The sequence below is a fragment of the Pseudonocardia sp. 2-7 genome (genome assembly GCF_056341085.1).
The window spans coordinates 74,117-98,651 of sequence record NZ_CP094507.1; the positions used below are offsets into that span (position 1 = coordinate 74,117).

Annotated in this window: 23 protein-coding genes and 1 pseudogene; 16 read left to right on the forward strand and 8 right to left on the reverse strand. The window is 75.1% G+C overall.

What is annotated here, in order from left to right; genetic code table 11:
- Positions 1-4: 4 nt before the first annotated feature.
- The 9 genes and pseudogenes from MTO91_RS00375 (at position 5) to MTO91_RS00415 (ending at position 11,456) form a co-directional block, all read left to right on the forward strand.
- Positions 5-1,216, forward strand: a complete 1,212-nt coding sequence (locus MTO91_RS00375; protein ID WP_224401013.1) for a sensor histidine kinase — start codon at positions 5-7, stop codon at positions 1,214-1,216.
- A 123-nt stretch (positions 1,217-1,339) separates the two neighbouring features.
- Complete coding sequence (locus tag MTO91_RS00380; protein ID WP_346107817.1) at positions 1,340-2,227, forward strand: S49 family peptidase; 888 nt, start codon at positions 1,340-1,342, stop codon at positions 2,225-2,227.
- A 171-nt stretch (positions 2,228-2,398) separates the two neighbouring features.
- Positions 2,399-3,247, forward strand: coding sequence for a LytR/AlgR family response regulator transcription factor (locus MTO91_RS00385; protein ID WP_476654977.1), 849 nt, complete (start codon positions 2,399-2,401; stop codon positions 3,245-3,247).
- A complete protein-coding gene (locus tag MTO91_RS00390; protein WP_476653263.1) occupies positions 3,244-5,763 on the forward strand; it encodes a hypothetical protein in 2,520 nt (839 codons plus the stop codon). Before MTO91_RS00385 ends, MTO91_RS00390 begins: the two co-directional genes overlap by 4 nt.
- Positions 5,760-7,517 carry a sodium/solute symporter gene (locus MTO91_RS00395; RefSeq protein WP_208818730.1) on the forward strand — a complete coding sequence of 586 codons (1,758 nt, stop codon included), beginning with the start codon at positions 5,760-5,762 and terminating at the stop codon, positions 7,515-7,517. The genes MTO91_RS00390 and MTO91_RS00395 overlap by 4 nt, the downstream gene beginning before the upstream one ends.
- Positions 7,518-7,733: 216 nt before the next feature.
- Complete coding sequence (locus MTO91_RS00400; RefSeq protein ID WP_062399142.1) at positions 7,734-8,075, forward strand: DUF485 domain-containing protein; 342 nt, start codon at positions 7,734-7,736, stop codon at positions 8,073-8,075.
- Positions 8,072-9,664: pseudogene (locus tag MTO91_RS00405) on the forward strand (solute symporter family protein); the annotation flags it as partial. The gene MTO91_RS00400 and the pseudogene MTO91_RS00405, both read left to right, overlap by 4 nt.
- A gap of 436 nt (positions 9,665-10,100) precedes the next feature.
- Positions 10,101-10,430, forward strand: a complete 330-nt coding sequence (locus MTO91_RS00410; RefSeq protein ID WP_062399145.1) for a rhodanese-like domain-containing protein — start codon at positions 10,101-10,103, stop codon at positions 10,428-10,430.
- Positions 10,431-10,433: 3 nt separating this feature from the next.
- Positions 10,434-11,456: a DUF4328 domain-containing protein gene (locus tag MTO91_RS00415; RefSeq protein ID WP_476653267.1), complete on the forward strand. Its 1,023-nt coding sequence runs from the start codon at positions 10,434-10,436 to the stop codon at positions 11,454-11,456.
- A gap of 600 nt (positions 11,457-12,056) precedes the next feature.
- On the opposite strand, the gene MTO91_RS00420 is transcribed toward MTO91_RS00415, so the two are convergent.
- From MTO91_RS00420 to MTO91_RS00430, 3 genes are all read right to left on the reverse strand, one after another.
- Positions 12,057-12,488 carry a hypothetical protein gene (locus MTO91_RS00420; RefSeq protein WP_178376579.1) on the reverse strand — a complete coding sequence of 144 codons (432 nt, stop codon included), beginning with the start codon at positions 12,486-12,488 and terminating at the stop codon, positions 12,057-12,059.
- 152 nt (positions 12,489-12,640) lie between these two features.
- Positions 12,641-13,351: a hypothetical protein gene (locus MTO91_RS00425; protein ID WP_476653269.1), complete on the reverse strand. Its 711-nt coding sequence runs from the start codon at positions 13,349-13,351 to the stop codon at positions 12,641-12,643.
- Positions 13,352-13,508: 157 nt separating this feature from the next.
- Positions 13,509-14,747, reverse strand: a complete 1,239-nt coding sequence (locus tag MTO91_RS00430) for a cytochrome P450 (RefSeq protein WP_476653270.1) — start codon at positions 14,745-14,747, stop codon at positions 13,509-13,511.
- A gap of 21 nt (positions 14,748-14,768) precedes the next feature.
- Between MTO91_RS00430 and MTO91_RS00435 the strand changes: the two genes are divergently transcribed.
- Positions 14,769-15,698 (forward strand): DUF5926 family protein, encoded by a 930-nt coding sequence (locus MTO91_RS00435; protein WP_100879147.1) that lies wholly within the window; start codon positions 14,769-14,771, stop codon positions 15,696-15,698.
- A gap of 66 nt (positions 15,699-15,764) precedes the next feature.
- On the opposite strand, the gene MTO91_RS00440 is transcribed toward MTO91_RS00435, so the two are convergent.
- Together MTO91_RS00440 and MTO91_RS00445 are read right to left on the reverse strand one after the other, a co-directional pair.
- The gene (locus tag MTO91_RS00440; RefSeq protein ID WP_405420556.1) at positions 15,765-16,301 is read right to left on the reverse strand and encodes a ferritin; all 537 of its coding nucleotides are present in this window, start codon (positions 16,299-16,301) and stop codon (positions 15,765-15,767) included.
- Positions 16,302-16,408: 107 nt separating this feature from the next.
- Positions 16,409-17,242: a CPBP family intramembrane glutamic endopeptidase gene (locus MTO91_RS00445; protein WP_346102291.1), complete on the reverse strand. Its 834-nt coding sequence runs from the start codon at positions 17,240-17,242 to the stop codon at positions 16,409-16,411.
- A gap of 261 nt (positions 17,243-17,503) precedes the next feature.
- On the opposite strand from MTO91_RS00445, the gene MTO91_RS00450 reads away from it, so the two are divergent.
- Both MTO91_RS00450 and MTO91_RS00455 read left to right on the forward strand, forming a co-directional pair.
- A complete protein-coding gene (locus MTO91_RS00450) occupies positions 17,504-18,043 on the forward strand; it encodes a hypothetical protein (protein WP_476654979.1) in 540 nt (179 codons plus the stop codon).
- A complete protein-coding gene (locus MTO91_RS00455) occupies positions 18,040-18,363 on the forward strand; it encodes a DUF3817 domain-containing protein (protein ID WP_020625020.1) in 324 nt (107 codons plus the stop codon). Before MTO91_RS00450 ends, MTO91_RS00455 begins: the two co-directional genes overlap by 4 nt.
- Positions 18,364-18,369: 6 nt before the next feature.
- On the opposite strand, the gene MTO91_RS00460 is transcribed toward MTO91_RS00455, so the two are convergent.
- Positions 18,370-19,125, reverse strand: coding sequence for a DUF2470 domain-containing protein (locus tag MTO91_RS00460; protein ID WP_346102294.1), 756 nt, complete (start codon positions 19,123-19,125; stop codon positions 18,370-18,372).
- Positions 19,126-19,268: 143 nt separating this feature from the next.
- Here MTO91_RS00460 and MTO91_RS00465 point away from each other — a divergent pair, with 143 nt between their 5' ends.
- Genes MTO91_RS00465 through MTO91_RS00475 form a run of 3 tightly spaced genes read left to right on the forward strand, consistent with a single transcriptional unit; the run spans position 19,269 to position 21,882 of the window.
- The gene (locus tag MTO91_RS00465; protein ID WP_208818742.1) at positions 19,269-20,177 is read left to right on the forward strand and encodes a hypothetical protein; all 909 of its coding nucleotides are present in this window, start codon (positions 19,269-19,271) and stop codon (positions 20,175-20,177) included.
- Between the two features lie 14 nt (positions 20,178-20,191).
- The gene (gene pheA, locus MTO91_RS00470) at positions 20,192-21,139 is read left to right on the forward strand and encodes a prephenate dehydratase (protein WP_405420548.1); all 948 of its coding nucleotides are present in this window, start codon (positions 20,192-20,194) and stop codon (positions 21,137-21,139) included.
- Entirely contained in the window at positions 21,136-21,882 is a 747-nt protein-coding gene (locus MTO91_RS00475; RefSeq protein WP_405420545.1) for a histidine phosphatase family protein, read from the forward strand. The genes pheA and MTO91_RS00475 overlap by 4 nt, the downstream gene beginning before the upstream one ends.
- Positions 21,883-21,885: 3 nt before the next feature.
- Here the strand turns inward: MTO91_RS00475 and MTO91_RS00480 are convergent, their stop codons facing one another.
- Together MTO91_RS00480 and MTO91_RS00485 are read right to left on the reverse strand one after the other, a co-directional pair.
- Positions 21,886-22,236: a metallopeptidase family protein gene (locus MTO91_RS00480; protein ID WP_405420542.1), complete on the reverse strand. Its 351-nt coding sequence runs from the start codon at positions 22,234-22,236 to the stop codon at positions 21,886-21,888.
- Position 22,237: 1 nt separating this feature from the next.
- Complete coding sequence (locus MTO91_RS00485) at positions 22,238-23,518, reverse strand: septum formation family protein (protein ID WP_476653273.1); 1,281 nt, start codon at positions 23,516-23,518, stop codon at positions 22,238-22,240.
- A gap of 243 nt (positions 23,519-23,761) precedes the next feature.
- Here MTO91_RS00485 and MTO91_RS00490 point away from each other — a divergent pair, with 243 nt between their 5' ends.
- Positions 23,762-24,535 (forward strand): hypothetical protein, encoded by a 774-nt coding sequence (locus MTO91_RS00490; RefSeq protein WP_476653274.1) that lies wholly within the window; start codon positions 23,762-23,764, stop codon positions 24,533-24,535.

Consider the following 24,535-nt stretch of genomic DNA (forward strand, 5'->3'; position numbering starts at 1 on the left):
AGTCGTGGACGGATCCACCACGCTCACCCCGTCCATGGCGCTGCTGCTCGTGGTGGCGGTCGTCGTCGGCGTGGTCGCGGTGTTCTTCTTCCTGTGGCAGCGCAACCGGCGCAACACGATGGTCTCGCCGCTGGCCAAGGCCACGTTCTCCGCGCTGCACACGGTCGCGCTGGCCGCGCCGGTGCTGCGCGAGGGGCTGTCGTCGCGTTCGGCGTCGCAGGCGCTGCCGTACCTGCGCCAGCTGCTGGAGACCACGGCGATGGCGATGACCGACTCCCGCGGGACCGTCCTGGGCTGGGACGGCACCGCCGACCAGCACCAGCAGGACGTGCAGACGCTCGCCGACACGGTCGTCCGGACCGGCCGGATGGAGCTGATGAGCCACACCTCCATCAAGTGCAACCAGCCCGGCTGCGAGGTGCGGGGGATCGTCGTCGTCCCGCTGGAGAGCGACGGGAACATCATCGGCACGCTCGCCGCGCTGACCCCGTCGACGGCGGGCCCGCCGGTGCTGCGGGCCACCGGTGAGGTCGCGCGCTACGTCTCCAGCCAGCTGGAGCTCGCCGAGCTCGACGACTCCCGGGCCCGGCTCAACCGCGCCGAGGTCCGCGCCCTGCGTGCCCAGATCTCCCCGCACTTCGTCTACAACGCACTGACCACGATCGCCTCGTTCATCCGGACCGACCCGGCGCGGGCCCGCGAGCTGCTGATCGAGTTCGCCGACTTCACCCGCTACTCGTTCCGCTCGGCCGGCGAGTACACGACGCTGCTCGACGAGCTGAACAACATCGAGCGCTACGTCCGGCTGGAGAAGGCCCGCTTCGGGAACCGGCTCAACATCAAGCTCCAGATCGACCAGGAGGTGCAGAACGTCGTCCTGCCCTTCCTCGCGCTGCAGCCGCTCGTGGAGAACGCGGTCCGGCACGGGTTGTCCGGCAAGCCCAACGGCGGCACCGTCACCATCCGGGCGGAGAACGCCGGGTCGGAGTGCGTGATCGTCGTCGAGGACGACGGCGTCGGCATGGACCCGGCCCGGCTCAACGAGGACCTCGACGACGCCCACCTCTCCGGCGCGCACGTCGGCCTCGGCAACGTCGACGACCGCATGCGCTCGGCATTCGGCGACAACTTCGGCCTCGTCGTCGACACCAACATCGGCGCCGGTATGAAGATCACGCTGCGGGTGCCGAAGTTCCGGGCGGGCATCCGGGCCTGACCGGCGGGCATCCGTGGGACCCTCCGGCGATCGGCTGGGCCGTACGGGTGAACCAGGTGGTCGCGAGCTGTGCCGATCCGGTCACACCACGTCACCCTGTGCTCGCGCGTACGGTGGGACGGCATGGACGTCCTGCGTATTCCCGCGGCGGTGACCTCCCGTCTGCCCGGAAGGCTGGGTGAGTCGGTCGGCCCTCCGGTGGTGTCGGTCGTGCGGATGCAGGGCGTCATCAGCGCCCAGGCCGCGCCGGTACCGCGGCAGGTGCTGAGCATCTCGTCGATGGAGAAGGTGCTGGAACGGGCGTTCGCGCCCGAGCGGCTCGCCGCCGTCGCGCTGGTGATCAACTCCCCGGGCGGCTCGCCGACCCAGTCCCAGCTGATCGGGGACCGTATCCGCTCGCTGGCGGCGGAGAAGGACGTGCCGGTGCTCGCGTTCTGCGAGGACGTCGCCGCGTCCGGTGGCTACTGGCTGGCCTGCGCCGCCGACGAGATCTACGCCTGCTCCACCTCGATCGTCGGCTCGATCGGCGTGATCAGCGCCGGGTTCGGGCTCGACGGCCTGATCGAGCGATGGGGTGTCTCCCGGCGGCTGCACACCGCGGGCGGGTCGAAGTCGCGGCTGGACCCGTTCCTGCCTGAGCGGTCCGAGGACGTCGCCTGGCTCACCGGCCTGCAGGAACAGCTGCACGACCGGTTCACCGGATGGGTGCGCGAGCGGCGTGGCGACCGGCTCGCGACCGACACCGAGCTGTTCGACGGCGAGGTGTGGCTGGGTGAGCGGGCCCGCGAGCTGGGCCTGGTGGACGGCATCGGCAGCGCCCACGACGTCCTGACCGAACGTTTCCCCGACGCCGAGCAGCGCCCGGTGGAGCAGCGCAGGCCGCTGCTCGCCCGCCTCGGCGCCGGCGGGTCCGCGGCCCAGGCCGGCCTCTCCGGCGGCATCGCCGGGGCCGGGCACGAGCTGCTCTCCGCCCTCGAGACTCGGGCGGCGTGGGCCCGTTACGGGCTGTGACACCGGTGACCGTGCGTACCACGGCCGAGCTGCACCCCGTGTCCGGACGGTCACCGATCCGGTTCGTGCCCTGGCATCACGCGCGTCGGCACGTCACCATGGTCGCGGCGCCGGGCGATCATCGAGCGGATGGGCTTCCCGGCGCAGGCCCGGAAGCAGGATGAGGAGATCGTGGACAGCAACGACACCACTCGCGGACTGGTCGTTCTCGCGGTGGACGACGAGCAGCCCGCGCTCGAGGAGATGGCCTACCTGCTCGACGAGGACCCGCGCGTCGCGACGGTCCTCAAGGCCGGCGAGTCCACCGAGGCCCTGCGCATCCTGAACGGCCGCCGGGCCGGGGCGGCCGCGGGAGCCGGCGCGGGGGGCGGCGCGGACGTCGCCGAGCAGACCGACATCGACGCCGTGTTCCTCGACATCCGCATGCCCGGTCTCGACGGCCTGGAGCTGGCCCGGGTGCTGCAGAACATGGCCGTGCAGCCGGCGATCGTCTTCGTCACCGCGCACGACGACCGCGCGGTCGACGCCTACGACGTCGGTGCCATCGACTACCTCCTCAAGCCGCTGCGCACCGAGCGCCTTTCCGCCGCACTCGACCGGATCCTGTCGACCCGTCGCAGCGGGCCGGTCGAGACCGTGCGCGAGGAGACCGGCGGCGACGACGAGGTCATCCCCGTGGAGCTGGCCGGCACCACGAAGCTGGTACCGCGGTCCGCCGTGCGCTACGTCGAGGCGCAGGGTGACTACGCCCGGCTGCACACCACCGAGGGCAGCCACCTCGTCCGGATCCCGCTGTCGGTGCTCGAGGACCGCTGGCGCGACGCCGGCTTCGTGCGCATCCACCGCTCGTACCTGGTGGCGCTGCCGCTGGTCACCGAGCTGCGGCTGGCCGGGTCCGGCTACGTCGTGCGCATCGGATCCGGCCCGGAGACCGCGGAGCTGCCGGTCAGTCGTCGGCACACCCGTGAACTGAAGGACCGCCTCGTCCGCGCGACCAAGCAGGCGTGGAGCCAGAGGTGAGCAGGTCCACCGGCGGCGTCTCGCCGTCGGTGCGTCCGCAGTCCGACCGGGCCGCGGACGATCTCGACGGGTCCGACCGGCCCGGCACCGAGCCCGACGCGACGGCCGCCGGGGCCCGGGCGGACCAGGGCCCCGCCGCGCCCGAGGAGCGTCCGGACCCCGCACGGTCGCGCCCGTACCCCGACGGCGCCGTCGCCGGTCTGGACGCCTGGAACCCGGCGCTCGAGCACCGCAACCGCCGCGTCGCCCTCGCGTCGGAGCCGTCCGGGAACGCCATCCCGGCGCAGCCGCGTGGCTCGTTCGCGTCCGGTCCGCACCCGCGGCCGGCCGGCGGCTACGGCGCGCCCGGGACCGGGGGAGCGCCCGCCGCCGCGTCGCCGCACGGTCCGGTGCCGGGGCCCGGTGCGCCCGACGACCGTGGGCGGCCCGCGCCGGGCGCCGGCCCCCGGCCGAGCCCCCGCCCGGAACCGAACCCCCGCCCGGGACCGACCGTCGGTACGGGACCGACCCCCGGTACGGGACCGACCCCCGGTACGGGACCGACCCCCGGTACGGGACCGACCGCCGGACCGGGACCCGAGGCGGCCGGTGCGCGCACCGGTGGTGTCGCTCCGGCCGCGCCTGCACCCGCGGTCGGCCCGACGTCCGGCGGCCCGACGCCCGACAGCGCCGCGCCCGGTGACATCGCCCCTGCCCCCGGCACCCGGGCGCCCGGCACCCACGGACCGGGCAGCCAGGGTCCGGGCAGCCAGGGACCCGGCGCCCAGGGGCCGGGCGACCCGGGCTCCGGCGACCGGGACGCGACCGCGGCGACCGGGGGCCGCGCGGCCCGCCGGGCCCGCCGCGCGGTCGAGGAACCCGCCGACGACAGCGGCGCCGGCTGGCTCCAGGCCGAGATCGCCCGTCGCGTCGCGGACCGGGCCGGGGCGACCGGCCGGCACGCCCGGGTCGACCCGGCCGGGCCGCGGCCGCGGGACGGCGGGCAGCCCGACCACCACGACGCTCCCGCCCCCGATCCCGACCAGGCCGACCCGCCCCGCGGTGCGGCCGCCCGTGGCGTCGCGAACCCGGCCGGGACTACTGCGGCCGCCGCGCCGTCGCCCACCGCCCCCGCGCCGGCCGCCCCCCGCCCGCAGGACGCCCCCCGCCCGCAGGACGCCACCCGGCGCGACGGCGCCCCGCGCGACGGCGTCCGCACCCCCGACGTCCGCACCCCCGACGTCCGCGACCCGGACGCCCGCGACCCGGACGCCCGCGACCCGGACGCCCGCGACTCCGACGCCCCCGACGACCCCGACGCGTGTGAGAGCGACGTCCGGCCGCTCCAGCCCACCCGCTCCCGCCCGGCCCGGACCCGTGCGAACCTCGTGCCGGATCCCTACGCCCCGGAGGGTGTGCGCCCCGGCGACGGCTGGCCGTCCGCCCCGGGGGTGACCCCGGCACCGGGCGTCGCCGACAGCGGGAAGCAGTGGCCCCCCTCGAGCGGCGGCTCCGGTCTGCCCCAGCGAGTCCCGGGCGCGACGTCGTGGTCGAACACCTGGTCCCCCGACCGCAGCGCGCTCCTGGCGGGCACCACCGACACGACCGGCGCCCCCGGGACCGCGGGCGCGACCGGCACGGCAGGTGTCACGGACAGTGCGACCGGCACCGACACGGCCCGTGGCACGGACACGGCCGACACCCACGGCACGGCCGACGCCGGGATCCCGGCCCGTACCGGGAACGGGGACACGACCGTCGTCGCACCGGCCGACCGGCCGCGCCCCGAGGAGTCCCCCGAGACCCGTCCGGTCCCCACCCGCTGGTCCGCGGCGGGACGGCGCGGCCCCGTCGCACCGGTGCCGTACCGCCTCGCGGACTCCGCCGACCGTGCCGACGACGAGCTGGACGACGACCTCCCCGACGAGGACGAGCTCGACGAGGAGCTCGACGAGCTGCGCGGCGGCCCCCTCGAACGCACCGAGGTCATCTGGCGCGCCCCCGAGGTCGACGTCGTCGCCCCGGCTCCCGAGCCCTCGGCCGAGCCCGCGCCGGAGCCGTTCGCGCCGGCCGCCGCGGCGCCCTACACCGGGGCCCGCCCGCGCCCGTTCTCCGCGGAGCCGACCGACCCGCCCGCGGCCGTCGAGGAGCTCGACGACGCCGACGGCGAGGGGCCCGGCGCCGGGCGCGTCCGCGTCGTGCTCTCCGAACGCCGCTCCACCGCGCAGTCCTCGCGCGGGCTGTCCGACGTGCAGGACCCCGGCGCCGTCGGCACCCTGCTGCGCAACTCGCTGGTCCGCACCCAGCTGCTGCTCGCGCTGCGGGTCAGCGTCGTCGCGCTGATCGGGCTGGGCGTGCTGCCCGCGCTGTTCATCGCGGTCCCGGTGATCGGTCAGGTCGAGGTGCTCGGCATCCGGCTGCCCTGGCTGCTGCTCGGCGTGCTCGTCTACCCGTTCCTGCTCGGCCTGGGCTGGTGGTACGTGAGCTCCGCGGAAGCGGCGGAACAGGACTTCGCCGACGACGTGGCCGATCGATGAGTCTGACCGCGATCCTGTCGCTGGTCGCGATCGTCCTGGTGGCGGTCGCGTCCGCCGTGATCGGCTCCGTCGCCCACCGGACCCGGCTGACCTCGGACTTCCTCGTCGCGTCCCGGTCGGTGCCGTCACGGCTCAACGCCGGCGCGATCTCCGGTGAGTACCTCTCCGCGGCGTCGTTCCTCGGCATCGCGGGGCTGATCCTCGTCCAGGGCGTCGACGCGCTCTGGTACGCCGTCGGCTACACCGCCGGCTACCTGTTCCTGCTGCTGTTCGTCGCCGCGCCGCTGCGCCGGTCGGGCGCCTACACCGTCCCCGACTTCGCCGACGCCCGGCTCGCCTCGCCGATGCTGCGCAAGGTGTGCGCGGCCGTCGTCATCGTCATCTGCTGGCTCTACCTGCTGCCGCAGCTGCAGGGCGCCGGGCTGACCGTCGGCATCGTCACCGGTCTGCCCGACTGGATCGGCTCCGGAGCGGCCGGGGTGATCGTGGTCGCCACCGTCGCGCTCGGCGGGATGCGGTCGGTGACGTTCGTGCAGGCGTTCCAGTACTGGTTCAAGCTGACCGCGCTCGCCGTGCCCGCCGTGATCGGCCTGGCCGTGTGGCTCGGCGACGGCCACACCTTCGCCCGCGACGAGCCGCCGGAGTTCCGTGAGCCCACGACCGTCTCGGTCGCCACGCCGGTGACGCTGGAGGCGCGGCTGGCCGTCGACGTCGTCGCCCGCGGCACCGTCGACGGGCAGGCCGTCGACGGCCCGCTGCGCTGGGTCGCCGGGTCCACCCACGAGGTCACCGCCGGGACCGAGCTGCGCTTCGCGGCGGGCGACCCGGTACCGGTCACCCGCGGCGCCCCCACCGACGACGAGAGCTGGCTGCGCCCGTTCACCGGCTCCGAGCAGCACCAGCTGCTCGCGACCTACTCGCTGATCCTCGCCACGTTCCTCGGGACCATGGGCCTGCCGCACGTGCTCGGCCGCTTCTACACCAACTCCGACGGCCGGGCGGCCCGGCGCAGCGCCGTACTCGTCCTGGCGATGCTGGGCGGCTTCTACGTGCTGGTGACCCTGCTCGGCGTGCTGTCGCGGGTCTACACCCCGCAGCTGCTGGTCACCGGCCGCACCGACGCCGCGGTGCTGCTGCTCCCGACCGCGATCCTGGGCAGCGGGCTGCTCGGTGCGCTGGTGGGCGGCCTCGTCGCGGCGGGGGCGTGGGCCGCGTTCCTGTCGACGGCGTCGGGCCTGCTGGTCAGCCTGGCCAGCGTCGTGTCCACCGACGTGCTGCCCCGCCACGGCCGGATGACCCGGCGCTTCCCGCTGGCGACGGTGCTCGCCGGGGTGCCGCCGACCGTCGTCGCGCTCGTGCCGACCGGCCTGAACTTCGCCGAGGCCGTCGCGCTCGTTTTCGCCGTCGCCGCGTCCACGTTCTGCCCGCTGCTGGTGCTGGGCATCTGGTGGCGCGGGCTGACCGACGTCGGCGCGATCGCCGGGGTCGTCGTCGGCGGGGTGGTGTCGGCCGGGGCGGTCGTCGCCGCGCTGGCCGGCGCCGACGTCTCCGGGCTCGGCCCGTCGGCCGGCTGGATCGGGGTCCTGCTGTACCGGCCGGCGATCGTCAGCGTGCCGCTGGCGTTCGCGACGATGGCGCTGGTCTCCAGGTTCACCCGCGCGCGCCGCCCCGCCGACGCCGGCCAGGTGCTGCTGCGCCTGCACGCACCCGAACGACTGGGTCTCATGCGGGACCGATTGGACGACAGAGCCTGACGGGTCTCCCCGAACGGATCTACACAGCGTCACCGTTCGGACGGGTCGGTTCGTCCGGACCGGGGTTCTTCGTCGGTAACGGCACGCAACGACGTTCCCCGATGCGATACCCCGTCGTTGTTCCGGGTGAAGTGTGTCCCCCGGGGGGCGCGCCGCGGTCCCCCGGCCACGACGCGGCCCGGCTCCCCGCAGCACGACCCGAAAGGAACCGGCGCCATGAGCAGCCCCGCAGAGCGCTCGGCCGGCACGATCTACCAGCAGGTCCAGGCGAGTCCCGAGTTCCGGGCGTACCGCAGCCGTCTCCGGCGCTACGTGTTCCCGATGACCGCGATCTTCCTCGCCTGGTACCTCGCGTACGTCGGTCTCGCCAGCTACGCCCCCGAGTTCATGTCCATCCGGGTCGTCGGGACGATCACGGTCGGGCTGCTCGTCGGCCTCGGCCAGTTCGTCTCCACCTTCCTGATCACGACCCTGTACGTCCGGTTCGCCGAGCGTGAGATCGACGGCCCGACCGCCGAGCTGCGCGCCCGGGTCGAGCAGGCGGAGGTGCGCGCATGACCACGTCGGTACTGGCCCAGGCCGAGTCGGTCGGCTCGGTCACCGCGAACCTCGGGTTCTTCCTGCTGTTCGTGATCGTGACCCTGATGATCGTGCTGCGGGTCAGCCGCACGAACGCCACGCGCGCCGACTACTACACCGGCGGCCACGCGTTCACCGGCCCGCAGAACGGCACCGCGATCGCCGGTGACTTCCTGTCCGCGGCCTCGTTCCTCGGCATCGCCGGAGCCATCGCGCTCTACGGCTACGACGGCTTCCTCTACTCCATCGGCTTCCTGGTCGGCTGGCTGATGGCGCTCCTGCTCGTCGCGGAGCTGCTGCGCAACACCGGCCGCTTCACGATGGGCGACGTCCTGGCGTTCCGGATGCGCCAGCGCCCGGTCCGCGCGGCCGCAGCGACCTCGACGCTGGTCGTCTCGCTCTTCTACCTGATCGCGCAGATGGCCGGGGCCGGCGGGCTGATCTCGCTGCTGCTGCAGATCCCGAAGACCGACACGCTGTCGCAGGCGCTGGTGATCGTCGTCGTCGGCGGCCTGATGGTCGTCTACGTGCTGTTCGGCGGCATGAAGGGCACCACCTGGGTGCAGATCATCAAGGCCGGTCTGCTGCTCACCGGTGCCGCCGTGCTCACCACCTGGGTGCTCGGCCGCTACGGGTTCAACCTGTCCGCGGTGCTGGAGCAGGCCACCGAGAACTCCGAGCGCGGCGAGGCCATCCTCAACCCGGGCCTGCAGTACACGAACAAGATCGACTTCATCTCGCTGGGGCTCGCGCTGGTGCTCGGCACGGCGGGTCTGCCGCACATCCTGATGCGCTTCTACACGGTGCCCTCGGCCAAGGAGGCCCGGCGATCGGTGGTCTGGGCGATCTGGCTGATCGGCATCTTCTACCTGTTCACGCTGGTGCTCGGCTACGGCGCGACGGCGCTGCTGCCGCCCGGGACGATCACCCGTGCGAACCAGAACGACGCCGCGCCGCTGCTGGCCTACGCGCTCGGCGGCGAGATCATGCTCGGCCTCATCTCGGCGGTGGCGTTCGCGACGATCCTCGCGGTCGTCGCCGGTCTGACGATCACCGCGTCGGCCTCGTTCGCCCACGACGTCTACGCCAACGTGCTCCGCCGCGGCAACGCGACGCCGGAGGCCGAGGTGAAGGTCGCCCGGACGACCGCGCTGGTCATCGGCCTGGTCGCGATCGGCGGCGGGATCGTCGCCAACGGCCAGAACGTCGCCTTCCTGGTCGCGCTGGCGTTCGCCGTCGCCGCGTCGGCGAACCTGCCGACCATCCTGTTCTCGCTGTTCTGGAAGCGGTTCAACACGGCCGGTGCGCTGTGCAGCATCTACGGCGGCGTGATCGTCTGCGTGGGCCTCATCGTGATCTCCCCGGCCGTGTCCGGGTCCCCGACCTCGATGGTGCCGAACGCGGACTTCGCGTTCTTCCCGCTGTCCAACCCCGGTCTGGTGTCGATCCCGGTGTCCTTCGCCCTCGGGATCATCGGCACCTTCCTCGGCGGCCGCGAACGGTTCAACGCCGCCCGCTACGCCGAGATGGAGGTCCGCTCGCTCACCGGTGCCGGTGCGGTGCGCGCGACCACCGCGCCGAAGGAGGCGCCGAAGCCGACCGCCGTGCCCGCCGAGGACCTCATCGGGATCCCCCGGCGCGAGGCCGAGGGATCCGGCCGGCACCGCTCGCAGCCGCGTCCGCAGCCCCGGCCGAACCCGGGGCAGCAGCGGCCGCAGACCAGCCGCCAGGCCGGCGAGCTGTTCGGCAACACCGGGCTGACCGGCACCCAGCCCGCGGTCGGGGCCGACGGGCGTCCGGACCGGTTCGGGACCGGGCGCAGGCCCGGGCCGCAGGGCACCGGCGGGTACCGCCCCGCGCAGGCCACCGGCGGCTACCGGGCCGTCCAGCCGCCGCTGGACCCGAACGAGGTGACGATCCCGCACGGGTCGCTCTACCGCGACGACGGCCGCTGACCCGCGCCGCTCACGGCGGGTTGACGGGGCGGCGTGGCAGGATGGCGCCATGTCCGACCCGGTTCCCGCCGTGAGCGTGTCCGATCTCCCCGCCGACGCCCCGATGCTGGACGTCCGCGAGCTCGACGAGTGGACCGCAGGGCACGCCCCGCACGCCCGTCACCTGCCGATGTCCGAGCTGGCCGGCCGGATGGGCGAGGTCCCCACCGACGACCCGCTCTACGTCGTCTGCCGCTCCGGTGGCCGGTCGGCCCGGGTCGTCGCCTACCTGGCCCAGCAGGGCTTCCCGGCGGTGAACGTCGAGGGCGGCATGCAGGACTGGGCCGCCCAGGGCCGCACGGTCGTGACCGACGACGGCAGCGCCCCCCGGATCGCCTGACCCGTGTCCGCACCGGCGTCCCGACGGCTGGGCCCGCCGTGCCCGCGCTGCGGCCGGACGGCGCCCCCCGGCGGGGGTGCGTTCTGCCCGTGGTGCGGCCGGTACCTGGCCGCCCTGGACTGGGTGGCGACGACGCCCGGTGGGCCGGCCGCCGAGCCCACGGCCGCCCGGCGGGACCGCTACGCCGGCCCGCCCCGCTACCGCGCCGTCCCGCGCTGGGGTCTCCCGGTGGGGCCCTGGCGGATCGCGCCGGTCCCCGGTGAGGGCCCGCTCCGGCCGGTCGACCGGGCCCGCGCGCTGGCCGCGCAGCTCGTGCCCGTGCTGTGGGTGGTCGTCGTCGTGTCGGGGGTCGCCGCCGTCGCCGAGGTGTGGCGGTACGTGCTCCTGCTGTTCAGCCGGTCCGACGCGTTGTCCCCGGAGGCCGTCGGGGTCTCCGACGCGCTGGTGTGGTTCGGCGGCTGGTCCTCGGTGGTGGCGACGATCGCCGCCGGGGTGTTGATGATCTCGTGGAGCCTGTGGACCTACCGGGCCGCCGCGGACCGCGCGGGCACGCGCGCCTGGCGGAGCCGCCGATGGGTCGTCGCGGGCTGGGTGGTGCCCGGCTGGAACCTGGTCGCGCCCGGTTCGCTGCTGGCCGAGACCGAGCACGCCGCGCTGGACCTGCCGCCGGAACGGCGGCCGTCGCCGTCGCGGGAGCTGCTGGTCTGGTGGGCGCTGTGGGCGGCGTGCGTGGTCCTCGGCGCGGTCGTCCTGGTCTGGCGGTTCCGCACCGGCACCCAGGCGCTGGCCGACGGGGTCGTCCTGCACGCCTGGGCCGACGTGCTCGCCGCGGTCACGGCGTGGCGCACGATCCGGGTCGTCCGCCTGCTCACCGCTCTGCTGGCGACGCGGCCGCAGGGTCCCCGGCAGCTGCTGGTGTCGGCGACGGCGGGTACGGCCGGCGCGGCCCCGGCGGGAGCGGCGGCCCCGCAGGCAGCGCCGACGGCGGCACCGGTCCCGACCACGGCGGCGGACCGGGCGGGCTGAACCCGGGCGGAGCCGGCACCCGGGGGGCGTCCGGCCGCACCACCGGTGCCGGTGCGGGTGTCGGGGGAACCGGCGGCGGCGCGGGAGCGACGGGCGTGGCCGCCCAGCCCGCCGAGCCGGGGCGGACCGCCGTCGACGGACCCGCGGTCAGCGCGGCGTCGGAGACCTCCTCCAGCAGCTTGCGGACCCGCCGCACGGCCCGGTCGGGACCGCGCACGACCACCGACAGGGCCAGCCGCCCGCCGTGCGGGTCGGCGACGGTGCGCAGCACGTGCCGGTCCGGTCCCGCCTCCAGGACGAGCCCGAGCCGCCCGCCCGCGTTCGGGGCGAGGGCCAGCGCGATCCGGACGAGCTCGGCGTGCGCCGCACCGCGGACCTCGTCGCGGTGGTCGTGGGCCGCCGGGACGCCCCGGCCCGTCCGCCCGACGGCGGTGTCGGGCCCGCAGACGTCGAGGACCATCCCGCTGTCCACGTCGAGCAGGGCCGCCGAGCGGATCCGCGGGTCGAAGAACAGCGGCCCCAGTACGGCGGCCAGCCCGTCGGTGCGTACGGCGACGGCGTGCCGGTGACGTCCCATCGGTCGTGTGGGTCGCGGGGGCCTCAGCGCTGCTGGGCGGGGAAGAACGCCTGGCCCTGCTGCTGCGGCGCACCGGCCTGCGGCGAGGTCATGGCGAACTGCTGCTCGATGACGCGCAGGTCGCGGCGGGCCATCGCCAGGTTGGCCTGGGCGCGGTTGAGCACGAGGTAGAAGAACAGCTGCTCGTCGGTGCCGCGGATGATCCGGATCAGGTGGTACTGGGTGTCGAGGGTGATCAGGATGTCCTCGATGTTCTCGCGCAGCCCCAGCTTCTGCATGACCTCGAGCTTGGTCCGGACGACCTCGGAGTTCCCGGGCGCGGCGACGTCGAGGTCGAACTCGGGGCTGCCCCCGCGCGACCCCAGGGTCATGCCGCTGTCGAAGTCGACGATCGCGACCGCGAACGCGCCCTTGATGTTGGCGGCCATGTCCAGGGAACGATCGATGTTGTTCATCTCAGGAGCCTTCCGCGCGGCAGTCGCCGCGACGATCTCGGGGAGCCCGCGCCGCGATCCCTTTCCGTATTCCGTGGAAAATGATCTCAGTACTTTCCGGCGCCGGGACGGACAACGATAACGCGCAATTCCGGAGCGTCAACACCCCGTCGTCACCCTGTGGTCGACGACGGGTCCAGACGGCGCAGCGCGGCGAGGATCCGGGCCATGGTGCCCAGGTCGTCGGCCCACCGGCCGCCCTCGGGGACGGCACCGGCGTGCGCGTCGTCACCGTCGGCCGCGGCGGGGGGCTCGGACGGCTCGGCGGGGCCGGGCGCGCGCCGGGGGAGCGGGACGGCCGGTCCCGGGGTGCGCTCGGCGTCCGGCACCGGCGACGGCCTCGGCACCGCGATCGTCGCCGGTGCGGTGTCCGCGGGCCCGGGCGGCGACACCACGGGCGCGGCCGGCCGGGCCCGCATCATCGGACGTGCCGGGGCTGCGGCCGGGTCGACAGCAGGCGTCGCGAACTGCGGATCCGTCCGTGCCGGGGCTGTCGCGGGTGGGCGCAGTGCCCGCCGGAGGAGCGCGACCGGGCTGCCGGACCGGTCGAGGTGGGCGTAGGCGAGCAGCGGGGCCGCGCCGTCGCGGGGCAGCGCCCGCAGGAGATGGTGGTCGCCCTCCCGGGTGGTGATCACCGCGTCCTCGAACACCGGTCCGTCGGCGACGACCTGCGCGGCGCCCCAGCCGAGCACCTCGGCGAGGCCGGGTACGGCACGCCCGCCGGCGTCCGCGACGAGCTCGCCCGTGGTGGGGTCGGCGACGCAGGTGTACCCCGTCCCCGGCACGGCGAGAACGGTCCGCAGCAGTTCCGACCACGATTCCATCGTCGTCGATTCCACCACGTCGCCCGAGGGTCGTCGACGTCGGTTCCGGTCGTTCTTGACGCCCCTTTTCCGTCGCTGATTGCGCGGCGCCGTCGACAATTCGCCGACGGCTCCCAGGGATGGACCGTTCGGCTCTCAGATCATTGCGGCATTCGGTTCATCGGACGGTGTGGGCGGTCAGCCGCAGCTCCGCCCAGCCGCGCATGACGAACCGTGGCCGCCGGGCCGGCGCGCCGTCGACGACGGCGTCGGGCAGGCGTTCCAGCAGTGCGCGCAGCACCTCGGCGATCTCCAGCCGGGCCAGCGGGGCGCCCAGGCAGTAGTGCACCCCGGCCCCGAAGCCCAGGTGGGGGTTGGGGGAGCGGCCGACGTCGAGGCGGTCGGCGTCGTCGCCGAAGACGGACGGGTCGCGCCCCGCCGCGCCGAGCAGCGTCGCGATCCGGGTGCCCGCCGGGACCGGGTGGCCGGCCACCGTGGTGTCGACGACGGCGGTCCGCTCGAACAGCTGCAGCGGTGCGTCGAAGCGGATCAGCTCCTCGACGGCCGTTCCGACCAGTCCGGGGTCGTCGAGCAGCCGCTGCCACTGGTCCGGGTGCCGTAGCAGGGCGTGCACGCCGTTTCCGACGACGTTGACCGTCGCCTCGTGCCCGGCCATCAGGAGCAGCACCGCGGTGCCGACGAGCTCGTCCTCGTCGAGCCGGACGGACGGCGACCCGGCGTCCCGGACGGCGAGCAGGTCGGTGATCAGGTCCGGTCCCGTGCCGGTGTCCCCGGCGGGGGCGGCGCGGCCGGACCGGCGCTCGTCGACCAGTTCCCGCAGCAGCGCCGTGAAGTCGGCCGACGCCCGCTCGGCCGCGCGACGGCCGTCGTCGCCGGGGTCGGGCTCGTACATCCGCACGATCGCGTCGGACCAGTTCCGCAGCGGCGCCCGGCGGTCCTCCGGCACGCCGAGCAGGTCGGCGATCACGGCGACCGGCAGCGGTGCGGCGACGAGCTCCACCAGGTCGGCGGGGACGCCGTCGCGGATGCGGGCCACCAGGTCGTCCACCAGGGCCCCGGCCCGCGCCCGCACCAGCGGGGCCAGCCGCTCGGTGTGGCCACGGGCGAACGCCGAGGCCACCAGGCGTCGCAGCCGGGTGTGCGGCTCGCCCTCACGCTCCAGCAGCGAGTTGCGGTGCAGCAGGTTGAACGCGGCCAGCTCGGCCGCGGGCACGGCGTCGGACCAGATGCGGCCCAGGCCGCGGTCGCGCAGCACGGCGGAGCAGGCCGCGTGCGTCACCGCGACCGGGACGCCCAGACCGGGGTGGTCGTGGACCGGCCCGGCGGCGCGCAGGGCGGCGTAGGCGGGGTAGGGGTCGGCGAGGAAACCGGGGTCGGCCGGATCGAAGACATGCACGACCCGCTACCTTGCCCGGCGATGGGTAAGAAGACGCGCAACCGTGCCAGCACCGCCGACGCGGGGGACAACCCGCGCCGGCCGTGCCCCTGCGGCTCCGGCAAGCGGTACAAGGCCTGCCACGGCGCCGGTGACGACGTGATCGTCATCCGGCCGTTCGAGGGTCTCGCGGCGGAGCCCGACCTCGTCGCCATGCGGGAGTTCCTCCCGTCGGCGACGGCGGCCCTCCCGGTCCGCTCCGGCGGTCCGGTCACGCTGGCCTCGGTGCTGCCGGGCGCGTCCGCCGCGATCGTGCGCGACAACGGCGAGGTCCTGCTCGGCATGCAGGTCCAGACCCGCTCCGGGGACCTCTCGGCCGACCTGGCCGGGGCGCTCGCCTGGGCGCGCTCGGCCGAGCCGGGATCGTCGCTGCCGGTCGTCGGCGCCGGGCGGCACACCGGCGAGCGGCTGCAGGACGTGCTGGAGCCCGGCACACCGCTGGAGCCGACGGTGCACGCCGACTTCGCGTGGTGGCTGCCGTCGGAGAGCCCGGACCCCGAGGCCCAGGCGATGCTGGAGCGTGCCAACTCGGTGATCATGCCGACCGAGGCGGTCACCGCCGACGGCGTGCGTGGCGCGTACTGGGTCGACACCGGGTCCAAGGCGCACGTGCGCTGGGTACGGACCGAGGACGAGACGACGCTGATGGCGGCGCTGGCGCGGCTGTCCGGCCAGGGCGGCCTGGAGCTGGGCGAGGGTTCCCGCTACGCCGGGTCGTTCCGGGCGCACGGGCTGCTCGTGCCGGTCTGGGACGTCGACCGGGAGATGCACTCCTCGGAGTGGGCGGGTCCCGCCGCGGAGTTCGCGAAGCGGCTCGACGAGGCGGTGGCCGGGCTGGACGCCACGCCGCTGACCGAGTCCGAGCACCGGGCGCGCGACGTGCTCGCGGGCAAGCAGATCACCCTGCGCTAGACGGCCGCGGGCCCCGGCGCTCCCGCGAGGAGCGCCGGGGCCCCGGGTCGGACCGACGAGGGGTTCCTACAGGGCGCCGCCCGCGGCGGCCGGGGCGGTCGCGTCGGCGGCGTCGCCGCGCGCGAGCTCGCGGGCCACGAAGTCCTCGACGTGGAACAGGTCGTCGCCGGCGCGGCGGACGATGGTGAGCAGCGTCGTCATCGAGGCGACCTCCTCCACCTGCTCCTTCAGGAACCACTGCAGGAACTGCTCGCCGAGGTAGTCGTCCTCGTCGCGGGCGGTGCGGGCCAGCGTGGTGATCTGCTCGGTGACCTGCTTCTCCTGGGTCAGCGCGAGCTGCACGAGCTCCTCGACCGAGGCGAACTCGTTCTGCACCTCGCCGACCGAGGGGATGGTCGCCGTGAGGTCGTTGTCCAGCTGGTACCGGACCATCATCATCGCGTGGTTGCGCTCCTCGACGGCCTGCGCGTAGAAGTGCGCGGCCAGCTGCGGGAGGTCGGCGTCGTCGAGCCAGACGGCGATCGCGAGGTACTGCTGGGCGGCGGTGAACTCGCTCCGGACCTGGTCGCGGAGCAGGGCGTGGAACTTCGACTCGTCGGTCATGTCATCCAGGTTAGCGACTGGCGGCCTTTCCTGGAACGGCTCCAGAAAGGGTGTCCGTCTCAGTTGGACAGGGTCACCTTTCCGCTGGTGAGGGCCGCTTTCCCGGGTCAGAACGGGAGCACGCCACCGAGCAGTGCGTACCCCACGAACGCCACGACGTCGATCAGCAGGTGGGCGCCGACGAGCGGCCACAGCCGGTTCGTCCGCTGCCAGTAGCGGGCGAACACCAGGCCCATGACGAGGTTGCCGACGAACGCGCCGATCCCCTGGTAGAGGTGGTAGCACCCGCGCAGGACGGCGGCCGCGAACGCCGACCGGTTCTCCGACCAGCCGAGCCGCCGCAGCCGGGTGAGCAGGTAGCCGATCATGACGACCTCCTCCGCCCAGGAGTTCGCCGCCGCGGACAGCACCAGCACCGGGATCCGCCACCACTGGTCGGTCAGCGTGCTGGGCGCGACGTCCGGGGTGATCCCGGCGAGCCGCCCGACCAGGTAGAGCCCCAGCCCGGGGAGGCCGATCAGCGCGGCCAGGCCCGCGGAGTGCGCCGCGTCGCGCCACGGCCGCCGCCCGTCGAGCCCGACCCGGCGCAGCGCGATGCCCGCCCGCAGCAGCAGGAAGGCGGCCAGGGCGCCCCATCCGGCCAGCTGCAGCGCGCGGACCAGCTGGAACGCGAGGTCGATCCAGGCGTCGGTGGATGCGGGCGCGTTCAGGGTGACCTGCTGGTCGGCCAACGGGGCGGGGTTCAGCAGGGCCTCGAGCAGCGACAGCGCGCTGCGCACCGCGGACAGGCCCAGCGTCACGGTCAGGACGACGGCGATCTCCAGGCCGATAAGCCGTCGCTCGCGGGGGTCGGTGGCGACGCCCGGGAACGACGGGGGCGCCGGGCTCAGCCAGTCCCGCAGGGCCCCACGCGGTCGTGCCGGGACCGGTCCGCTCGTCATGGGCCGATCATCGCACCGGGTGCCGGAGGGCTCCGCGGGCCGAGTCGCGGGGTTGCCGGTGGGGCCTGGGCAGCCGATCCGCACCGCGCTGATCCGCATCGCGCGCGCTGATCCGCGGCTCGCGCGCGTCCGGACACGCGCGGTCCGAGGATCACCGCGCGGACCGAGGATCACCGCGGGAGCCGACCGGACGGGCGAGTGACCGAGCGCTCGTCGGGGCCCGGCCGTCGCCACGCCGGGGTGCGTACCCTGGTCGGCGTGATGCGGCTGCTGCTGTCCCCGAGGTGGATGGTCTGGCACGTCCTCACACTCGGCGCGATGGTCGCCTGCACCTGGCTGGCCGTCTGGCAGTGGGGACGGGCGGGATCGGCGATGGGCTCGGCCCTCAACGTGGGCTACGGCCTGCAGTGGCCCCTGTTCGCCGTCTTCTTCGGCGTCATGTGGTGGCGCTTCCTGAGCATGGAGATCGCCGACCTGAAGGCGGCCGGCGCGGCCGGACCCGGCGGGACCGCGGGGCCGCCGGACAGGGCGCCGTCGGCTGCGGAGGCACCCGTCGCCGGGTCGGGGACGGCGGTCGCGGGGACCGTGCCGTCCGCGGCGCTGGCCTCGGAGCCGGCCGCTGCGTCGGCCTCGACGTCGACCCCCGAGCCCGCCGTCCCGGCGCCCCCGGCCGGGCCGTCGCCGTTCACGTCCCGCCCGGCGAACGCCGCCCCGCCCCGCAGCACCGACCCGCAGCTGCGGGCCTACAACGAGGAGCTGGCCCGCCTGGCGGCCCGGCACCGGGAGGAGTCCACCCCGTGACCGTCGCGACCGCTCTGAAGGCCTACCGGATCTCCGCCTGGGTCACCGGCGTCGGCCTGCTGCTGCTGACCTTCTACGCGATGCCGGCGAAGTACCTGTTCGGCGACCCGCGGCCGGTCGCGCTGATCGGGATGGTGCACGGCTTCCTGTACATGATCTACATCGTGTGCACGCTGATCCTGGCCGAGCGCTGCCGGTGGAAGCCGGTGTTCGCGGTGGTCATCCTGGCCGCGGGAACCATCCCGGTCGCGTCGTTCGTCGCCGAGCGGAAGGTGACCCGGAAGGTGCAGGCCGAGCACCTGGCACCCGCCGGTCCCTGACCCGGCTCAGCGGCCCCCCGCCGCCGGGCAGCCCACCAGCTCGGCGAACCGGCGCTGCAGCTCCTCGGGCGTGTCCGCGGGCGCGGAGAACGCCAGCCGCACGTCCTGGGTGCCGGTCGCGGTGGGCACCCGCACGCGGAGCCCGAAGCGGTCCACGCCGACCGGGCGGACCCGGCCGCCGGTGAACCCCAGCCCGTCGGGCAGATGGCGGCGCAGCGCGCACAGCATCTCCGGGTGCGCCCGGTCCAGATGCTCCAGCCACACCTGCTCGACCCGGCAGAACGGGTCGGGCTCGGCGGCCGCGAGCTCGGTCGGCGAGACCGGCGCGCAGCCCTCGGCGTCGGAGTAGACCGCCGACGACGGGTGCAGCCGCAGCAGGGTGGCGCCGCGCCCGGCGTCGAGGAGGTTGGGGTGCGGGGCCTTCTCGGCGAGCCGCAGCGCCCGCTCCCGGCCGGTGGCCGGGTCGGGCTCCTCCAGCGTCCCGACCAGCCACAGCAGCTCCCGGACCGGCTCGTCGAGCGGCACCGGTGTGCTGCCGGTCAGCTCGAGCATCACCGGGAGCCCGCCGAGGGTGAGCCGGGCGCGTTCGCGGAGCACGTGGTCGTCGGGCAGCAGCAGGTCGGTCGTGCCGTCCGGCCAGGTGTGGTGCATCAGCGGCGCACACGGTTCCGGCTCGCCGGTGCCGACGAGTGCCGCGCGGCCACCACGGGTGACGAGGCTGCGGGCTCGCTCGGCGACGGCGGGCGTCGGGGGGCGGCGCACTCGGGTCGTTCCCACTCTCACCTCCGATTAGGTAACCCTTACCTAAGCAGTCGGAAGTATCGCCTGTCCAGTGGCTGCGCACACAGGGGGGCAACCCCCGTTGATGGGTCGCCGTGACCCGACCGTTAGCGTCTGTCGACGTGATGACCGTGCCCTCGGGTTCCTCAGCCGACCCGTGGCCGATCCGTCCGCTGCTCGCCGCGCTGGTCGACGACACCAGCCTGCTGCAGCCGAGGACCGTCGCACCGGGCGTCGACGCCGTCGTGTCGCGCTATCTCGCCGCCCGCGACGGCCACTACGGAGGCCTCGTCGGACGGCTGGTCTGCCCCGCGTCGCAGCTGCCCGCCGTCGTCACCGAGCTCGCCCGTTCCGCGCCGAGCCGGCCGGCGGAGCTGGCCCTCGTCGTCGACACCGGGCTGGGTGCGGTGCCGAAGGCGCTGTCGACCGTGTTCTCCCGCTCCAGCCTGCTCACCCCGAGCACCGTCGAGTGCGCCGCACCGCCGGACGTCGACGGCATCTGGCTCGAGCGCGTCTCGGAGTTCGTGCCGGACGAGGTGACCCCGGTCGTGGAGCCGCGCCGCCCCGTCGAGGGGGACGCCGACGGCACGCTCGCCTGGCTCGCCGCCGTCCGCAAGGTCGCCGAGCACGGCTGCACCCCGAAGATCCGCCTCGGCGGGCCGCGCGCCTCCGACGTGCCGGAGATCGTGGACGTGCACAAGTTCCTGCTGGCCGGCCTGGAGAGCGGCACCGGCGGGATCTCGGCCCAGGGCATCGACCGGATCGTCCGCGAGGACCCGTCCGCGTCGACGCCCCGCGGCCGCCACGGCCTGCTGAACCTGATCGCCGCCGTCGCGCGGATGACCGGGGTCAGCGCCTCGCCCGACCCGGCCGAGGATGCCCTGGCCTGCACCGACGGCGAGAAGCTGGCCCGGGAGCTCGACGAGCTGCCCGAGGCCGCCGTCGAGCAGGTCCGCACCGTCCTGCCGCGCTGCGGCGTCGACCCGGAGCCGGTCCCGATCGCCGACCTCGTCGCCCTCGGGCTGCTGGACTGATCAGGACGGATCGGATGCGGATCGGATTCCTGGGGCCGCACGCCACGTTCACCGAGCAGGCCCTGCTGACCCTGCCCGAGTCGCGTGGCGCGGAGCTCGTGCCGCTGCCCGGCGCCCCCGCGGTGCTGGCGGCGGTCCGCGACGGCTCCGTCGACGCCGGCTGCGTGCCGATCGAGAACACCGTCGAGGGCGCCGTCCCGCCGGTGCTCGACGGGCTCGTCGCCGACCCGCCGCTGGTGATCGCCCGGGAGGCCCGGATCGCGGTCCGGTTCTGCCTGATGGGTCGCCCGGGCACCACGCGTGACGCGATCCGCTCGGTCGCCTCCCACGGCCACGGCATCGCCCAGACCCGCGGCTGGCTCGCCGAGCACCTGCCGGCCGCCGAGGTCCGGGTCAGCTCCTCCACCGCGGAGGCCGCGGCCCAGGCCGCCCGGGGTGAGGTCGACGCCGCCGTCGCCGCCCCGCTCGCAGCCACGCAGCACGGCCTGGAGGTGCTGGCCGACGACATCGCCGACAACGTGGGCGCCGTCACCCGCTTCGTGCTGCTGACCCGCCCCGGCCCGCCGCCGGCGCCGACCGGCTGGGACCGCACCACCCTCGCCGCGACGACGACGAACCGCCCCGGCACCCTGCTCGGCCTGCTCACCGAGATCGCCGTCCGCGGCATCGACCTGACCCGGATCGAGTCCCGCCCGGTGAAGGGCCGCCACGCCGAGTACTGGTTCCACCTCGACTGCTCGGGTCACGTCGCCGACCCGGCGATGGGGGAGGCCCTGGCCGCACTGCACCGTCGCTGCGACCGGCTGATCTACCTCGGGTCGTTCCCGCGATCCGATCCCGCACCGGACGCCCCGGCGGCCGGTGTGGGGAGCCCGGTGGCGGCGCTCGGTGTCGCCACCGCCGACGACTACGCCGCGTCCGAGCGCTGGCTCGCCGCGGTCCGACGGGGAGCCGACACGTGAGCCACCAGACCGACGACGAGCACGACGGCGCGGCCTCCTTCGCGGCCGTCGGCACCGGCACCCGGACCGCGCAGGTCCCGCCGGACGACGGCGCGCTGCGCCTGGTGCTGGTCCGGCACGGCCGTACCCCGTCGAACGTGCGGCACCGCCTCGACACCGCGCTGCCGGGCCCCGGGCTGGACGAGCTGGGTCACGCGCAGGCCGAGGAGGTCGCCGGGCTGCTCGCCGGATGGCCCGTACGGGGCCTGTACGCGTCACGGGCGACCCGGGCGCAGGAGACCGCCGCCCCGATCGGCCGCGCGCTCGGACGCGAGGTGGGGCTGCTCCAGGGCCTGCACGAGGTGTTCGTCGGGGACCTCGAGGGCCAGGAGGGCGACGACGCCCGCGCCGCGTTCGACGAGGTCTTCGAGGCCTGGTGGGACGGTGACGTCGACCGCGCGATGCCCGGCGGCGAGTCCGCCCGCGACGTGTGGGACCGGGCGCTGCCCGACCTCGCCGCGGTGACCTCCGGCGTGGCGGAGGGGGCGGTCGTCGTCGTCAGCCACGGGGCGGCGATCCGGATCCTGTCGCTGGCGCTGCTCGGCGGGCACGACGGCTCCGGACCCGGCCACCCCGACGTCACCTACGGCCGCGAGCGCCCGGTCCCCAACACCGGCCGGGTCGTGCTGCGTCGCGACCCCGGCGGCTGGGTCCCGGAGCTGTGGGACGCGATGCCCGGCGGGCGGCGCGCCACCCACCGGTAGGGGTCAGCCCCAGCCGAGCTCGTGCAGCTTCTCCTCGGAGATGCCGAAGTGGTGCGCGATCTCGTGGACGACGGTGATCGCGACCTCGTCGACGACCTGCTCCTCGTCCTCGCAGAAGTCGAGGACGGCGTCGCGGTACACGGTGATCCGGTCCGGCAGCTCGCCCGCGTAGTCCGCGGTGCGCTCGGTCAGCGCGACGCCCTCGTAGAGCCCGAGCAGGTCCGGCTCGTCGGGGTGGCGCGGCTCGACCAGCACGACGACGTTGTCCATCGCCGCGGCGAGCTCGACGGGCACGAGGTCGAGCGCCCCGCCGACCAGCTCGTCGAACCGGTCGGCGGGCATCGCCACCGGCACGTCAGTTGCCCGACAGCCCGGGCAGGCCGGGCGGGATGTCGAGGTTCGGCCGGCCTGCGCCGGTGTCGGGTGCGGCCGGCTGCTCGCCGTCGGGCTGCTCGACCGGGGCCGGCGAGCCGGGGGCCGGGGTGGCCGTCCCGTCGGCCGGGGCACCCTCCGGGTCGGCGGGTGCACCGGGCGCGGACGGTGCCGGGGCGGCGGGCTGCCCGGAGACGACCAGGTTGCCCTTCACCGAGCCGGTGATCGAGGCGAAGCCGCTGTTGTCCGGTAGCAGGGTGCCGATGTTGCAGTTGACCTTGCGGCTGCCGGCCTTCCAGGACTCCTCGGAGAGGTTGCCCCAGTAGACGGTGAGGCCCTTGGCGCCGATCACCTGGTCGTTGCCGGCGAAGGTGTTGGCGGCCTCGGTGCAGGCGGGCTGGAGGAACTTGTCCTGGTCCTCGACGGCCGGCCAGTCCCCCGTGAACTCGGTACCCAGGTCGACCAGCCCGACGGCCTCGACGGCGTGCGGCCCGGCGCAGTCGGTCGGGTCGCCGACGGTGCGGCCGTCGATGCCGAGGCAGGTGCCCACCGGCTGGACCGCGGACTGGTCCTGCGCCGCGACCTTGCCGGTGATCGGGAACATCTCCCCGCTGCGCGAGGCCATCTGCAGGCCGCAGCGCATGCCCTTGTCGCCGCCGTCCCAGCGTTGCTGCGACGGCTTGAGCGCGCCCACCCGGAACTTCCCGTCCGGGTCGAACTTGCCGTTCAGGTACGTGGTGACCACCGGGGTGCAGCGGTCGGCGACGAGCTTCTGCCAGGCCTCGTCGGCCGGGAACGTCGGCTGGTCGGCCAGTGCGACCCGCCCCGCCTGCTCGAACAGGTGCGGCCGGGCGCAGTCGACGGCGGCGGTGTCGGTCGCGTCGGACCGGGTCCAGTTCAGGCAGGTGCCCGGGGTGTCCGGTGGGGGCGGCAGCGGCGGGGGCTCCTCCACCTTCGGCACCCCGGACGACGCGAACGACCCCAGCACGGGCACCTCGGCACCGAGCAGCGAGTCGACCGACGCGACGGTCAGCATCAACACCGCGCCGACCAGGATCCCGATCCCGACCCGGCGGGCCCCGAGGAGCCCGCCCCGCCCTGCGCCCGCGCGTCCGGAGGCCTCCGACGACCGTCGCCGACGGGTCGGGGCCACCGGGGTGGCCGACGGCCGGGACAGCACCGAGGTCGTGCCCTGCCCGCCGTGGACGGCGGTGCGGCCGGTCGCGTCGGGCCGGTCGGAGCCGGCGGGGGAGCGGGAATCCATGACGTCCCCCATCATGCAGCCGGGGTCGGCCCGGCTTCACCCGGCCGGTGCCCCGGCGCGGCGGTCGGTCGGCCGGATGCTGTGAACGTGCAGGTCCGCCCGGTGCGACGGGGTACCGCGACCACTCGTCCGGGCGGGCGTGGGTGAAACGCAGCCGAATCGTCATCCGGGAACGACCGGTGGTCGTCGGCCGGTCCCGGTACGGTGCGCGCGGGGGACGAGAGTGACGATGGGGGACCAGCGATGACCGACGGACCGCGCGCCGGCGGCGGCCCGGACGACAGCACGCCGCCCGCCGGTACGCCGAGGGCGACACCGGGCGGCGCGGCACCGCAGCCGCCGGAGCCGCAGTCGACGACGCCGACACCGCAGACCGACGGACCGGCGACGGCGCCGTGGGCGAACGCGCCCGCCGAGCAGCCCGCCGAGGCCCCGCGCGGCCGGATCCGGCAGCAGGACGGCAGCACCACGCCCCGCGAGCCCACGCTCGCCGAGAAGCGCGCCCGCGAGCAGAAGCTGCGCGCGGACCGCGAGGCGGTGCGGCTCAAGGAGGCCCGCTCGAAGACCACGAAGCGGGTGCTGATCGGCGCCGGCGCGACCGTCGGCGTCGTCGCCCTGATCGCGGCCGTGTACGCCGGGGCCGGCGGCGGCAGCGAGTCGGTCGAGGCGCGCTGCGTCGACGACCAGGGCGTCGTCGTGCCGGACGAGAACTGCAGCGGTACCGAGCGCCAGGGCCAGGTCGCCAGCGGGGGCGGCGGCTTCGCCTTCGTGCCGATCTTCCTGGGCGGCAACGGCCGCCAGTACCACTACAACTACGGCGGCACCGGCGGCGTCGGTCAGGTCGCGACCGGGGGGAACGTGTCCCCGCCGCCGAGCGGCACCACCGTCCGCAGCGGCACGACCGGTTCGACGATCGGCTCGGCGAACCGCAGCGGAACGATCTCCCGGGGCGGTCTCGGCGTGGGCGGCGGGTCGTCGTCCTCCTCGGGCGGGTCCGGCTCGTCCAGCGGGAGCTGA

Bases quoted from the DNA above. Each gene is read 5' to 3' on its own strand.
- MTO91_RS00380 (WP_346107817.1), top strand. From the start codon at position 1,340: ATGGACGTCCTGCGTATTCCCGCGGCGGTGACCTCCCGTCTGCCCGGA.
- MTO91_RS00395 (WP_208818730.1), top strand. From the start codon at position 5,760: ATGAGTCTGACCGCGATCCTGTCGCTGGTCGCGATCGTCCTGGTGGCG.
- MTO91_RS00400 (WP_062399142.1), top strand. From the start codon at position 7,734: ATGAGCAGCCCCGCAGAGCGCTCGGCCGGCACGATCTACCAGCAGGTC.
- MTO91_RS00410 (WP_062399145.1), top strand. From the start codon at position 10,101: ATGTCCGACCCGGTTCCCGCCGTGAGCGTGTCCGATCTCCCCGCCGAC.
- MTO91_RS00420 (WP_178376579.1), bottom strand. From the start codon at position 12,488: ATGAACAACATCGATCGTTCCCTGGACATGGCCGCCAACATCAAGGGC.
- MTO91_RS00425 (WP_476653269.1), bottom strand. From the start codon at position 13,351: ATGGAATCGTGGTCGGAACTGCTGCGGACCGTTCTCGCCGTGCCGGGG.
- MTO91_RS00435 (WP_100879147.1), top strand. From the start codon at position 14,769: ATGGGTAAGAAGACGCGCAACCGTGCCAGCACCGCCGACGCGGGGGAC.
- MTO91_RS00440 (WP_405420556.1), bottom strand. From the start codon at position 16,301: ATGACCGACGAGTCGAAGTTCCACGCCCTGCTCCGCGACCAGGTCCGG.
- MTO91_RS00445 (WP_346102291.1), bottom strand. From the start codon at position 17,242: ATGACGAGCGGACCGGTCCCGGCACGACCGCGTGGGGCCCTGCGGGAC.
- MTO91_RS00450 (WP_476654979.1), top strand. From the start codon at position 17,504: ATGCGGCTGCTGCTGTCCCCGAGGTGGATGGTCTGGCACGTCCTCACA.
- MTO91_RS00465 (WP_208818742.1), top strand. From the start codon at position 19,269: ATGACCGTGCCCTCGGGTTCCTCAGCCGACCCGTGGCCGATCCGTCCG.
- pheA (WP_405420548.1), top strand. From the start codon at position 20,192: ATGCGGATCGGATTCCTGGGGCCGCACGCCACGTTCACCGAGCAGGCC.
- MTO91_RS00485 (WP_476653273.1), bottom strand. From the start codon at position 23,518: ATGGATTCCCGCTCCCCCGCCGGCTCCGACCGGCCCGACGCGACCGGC.
- MTO91_RS00490 (WP_476653274.1), top strand. From the start codon at position 23,762: ATGACCGACGGACCGCGCGCCGGCGGCGGCCCGGACGACAGCACGCCG.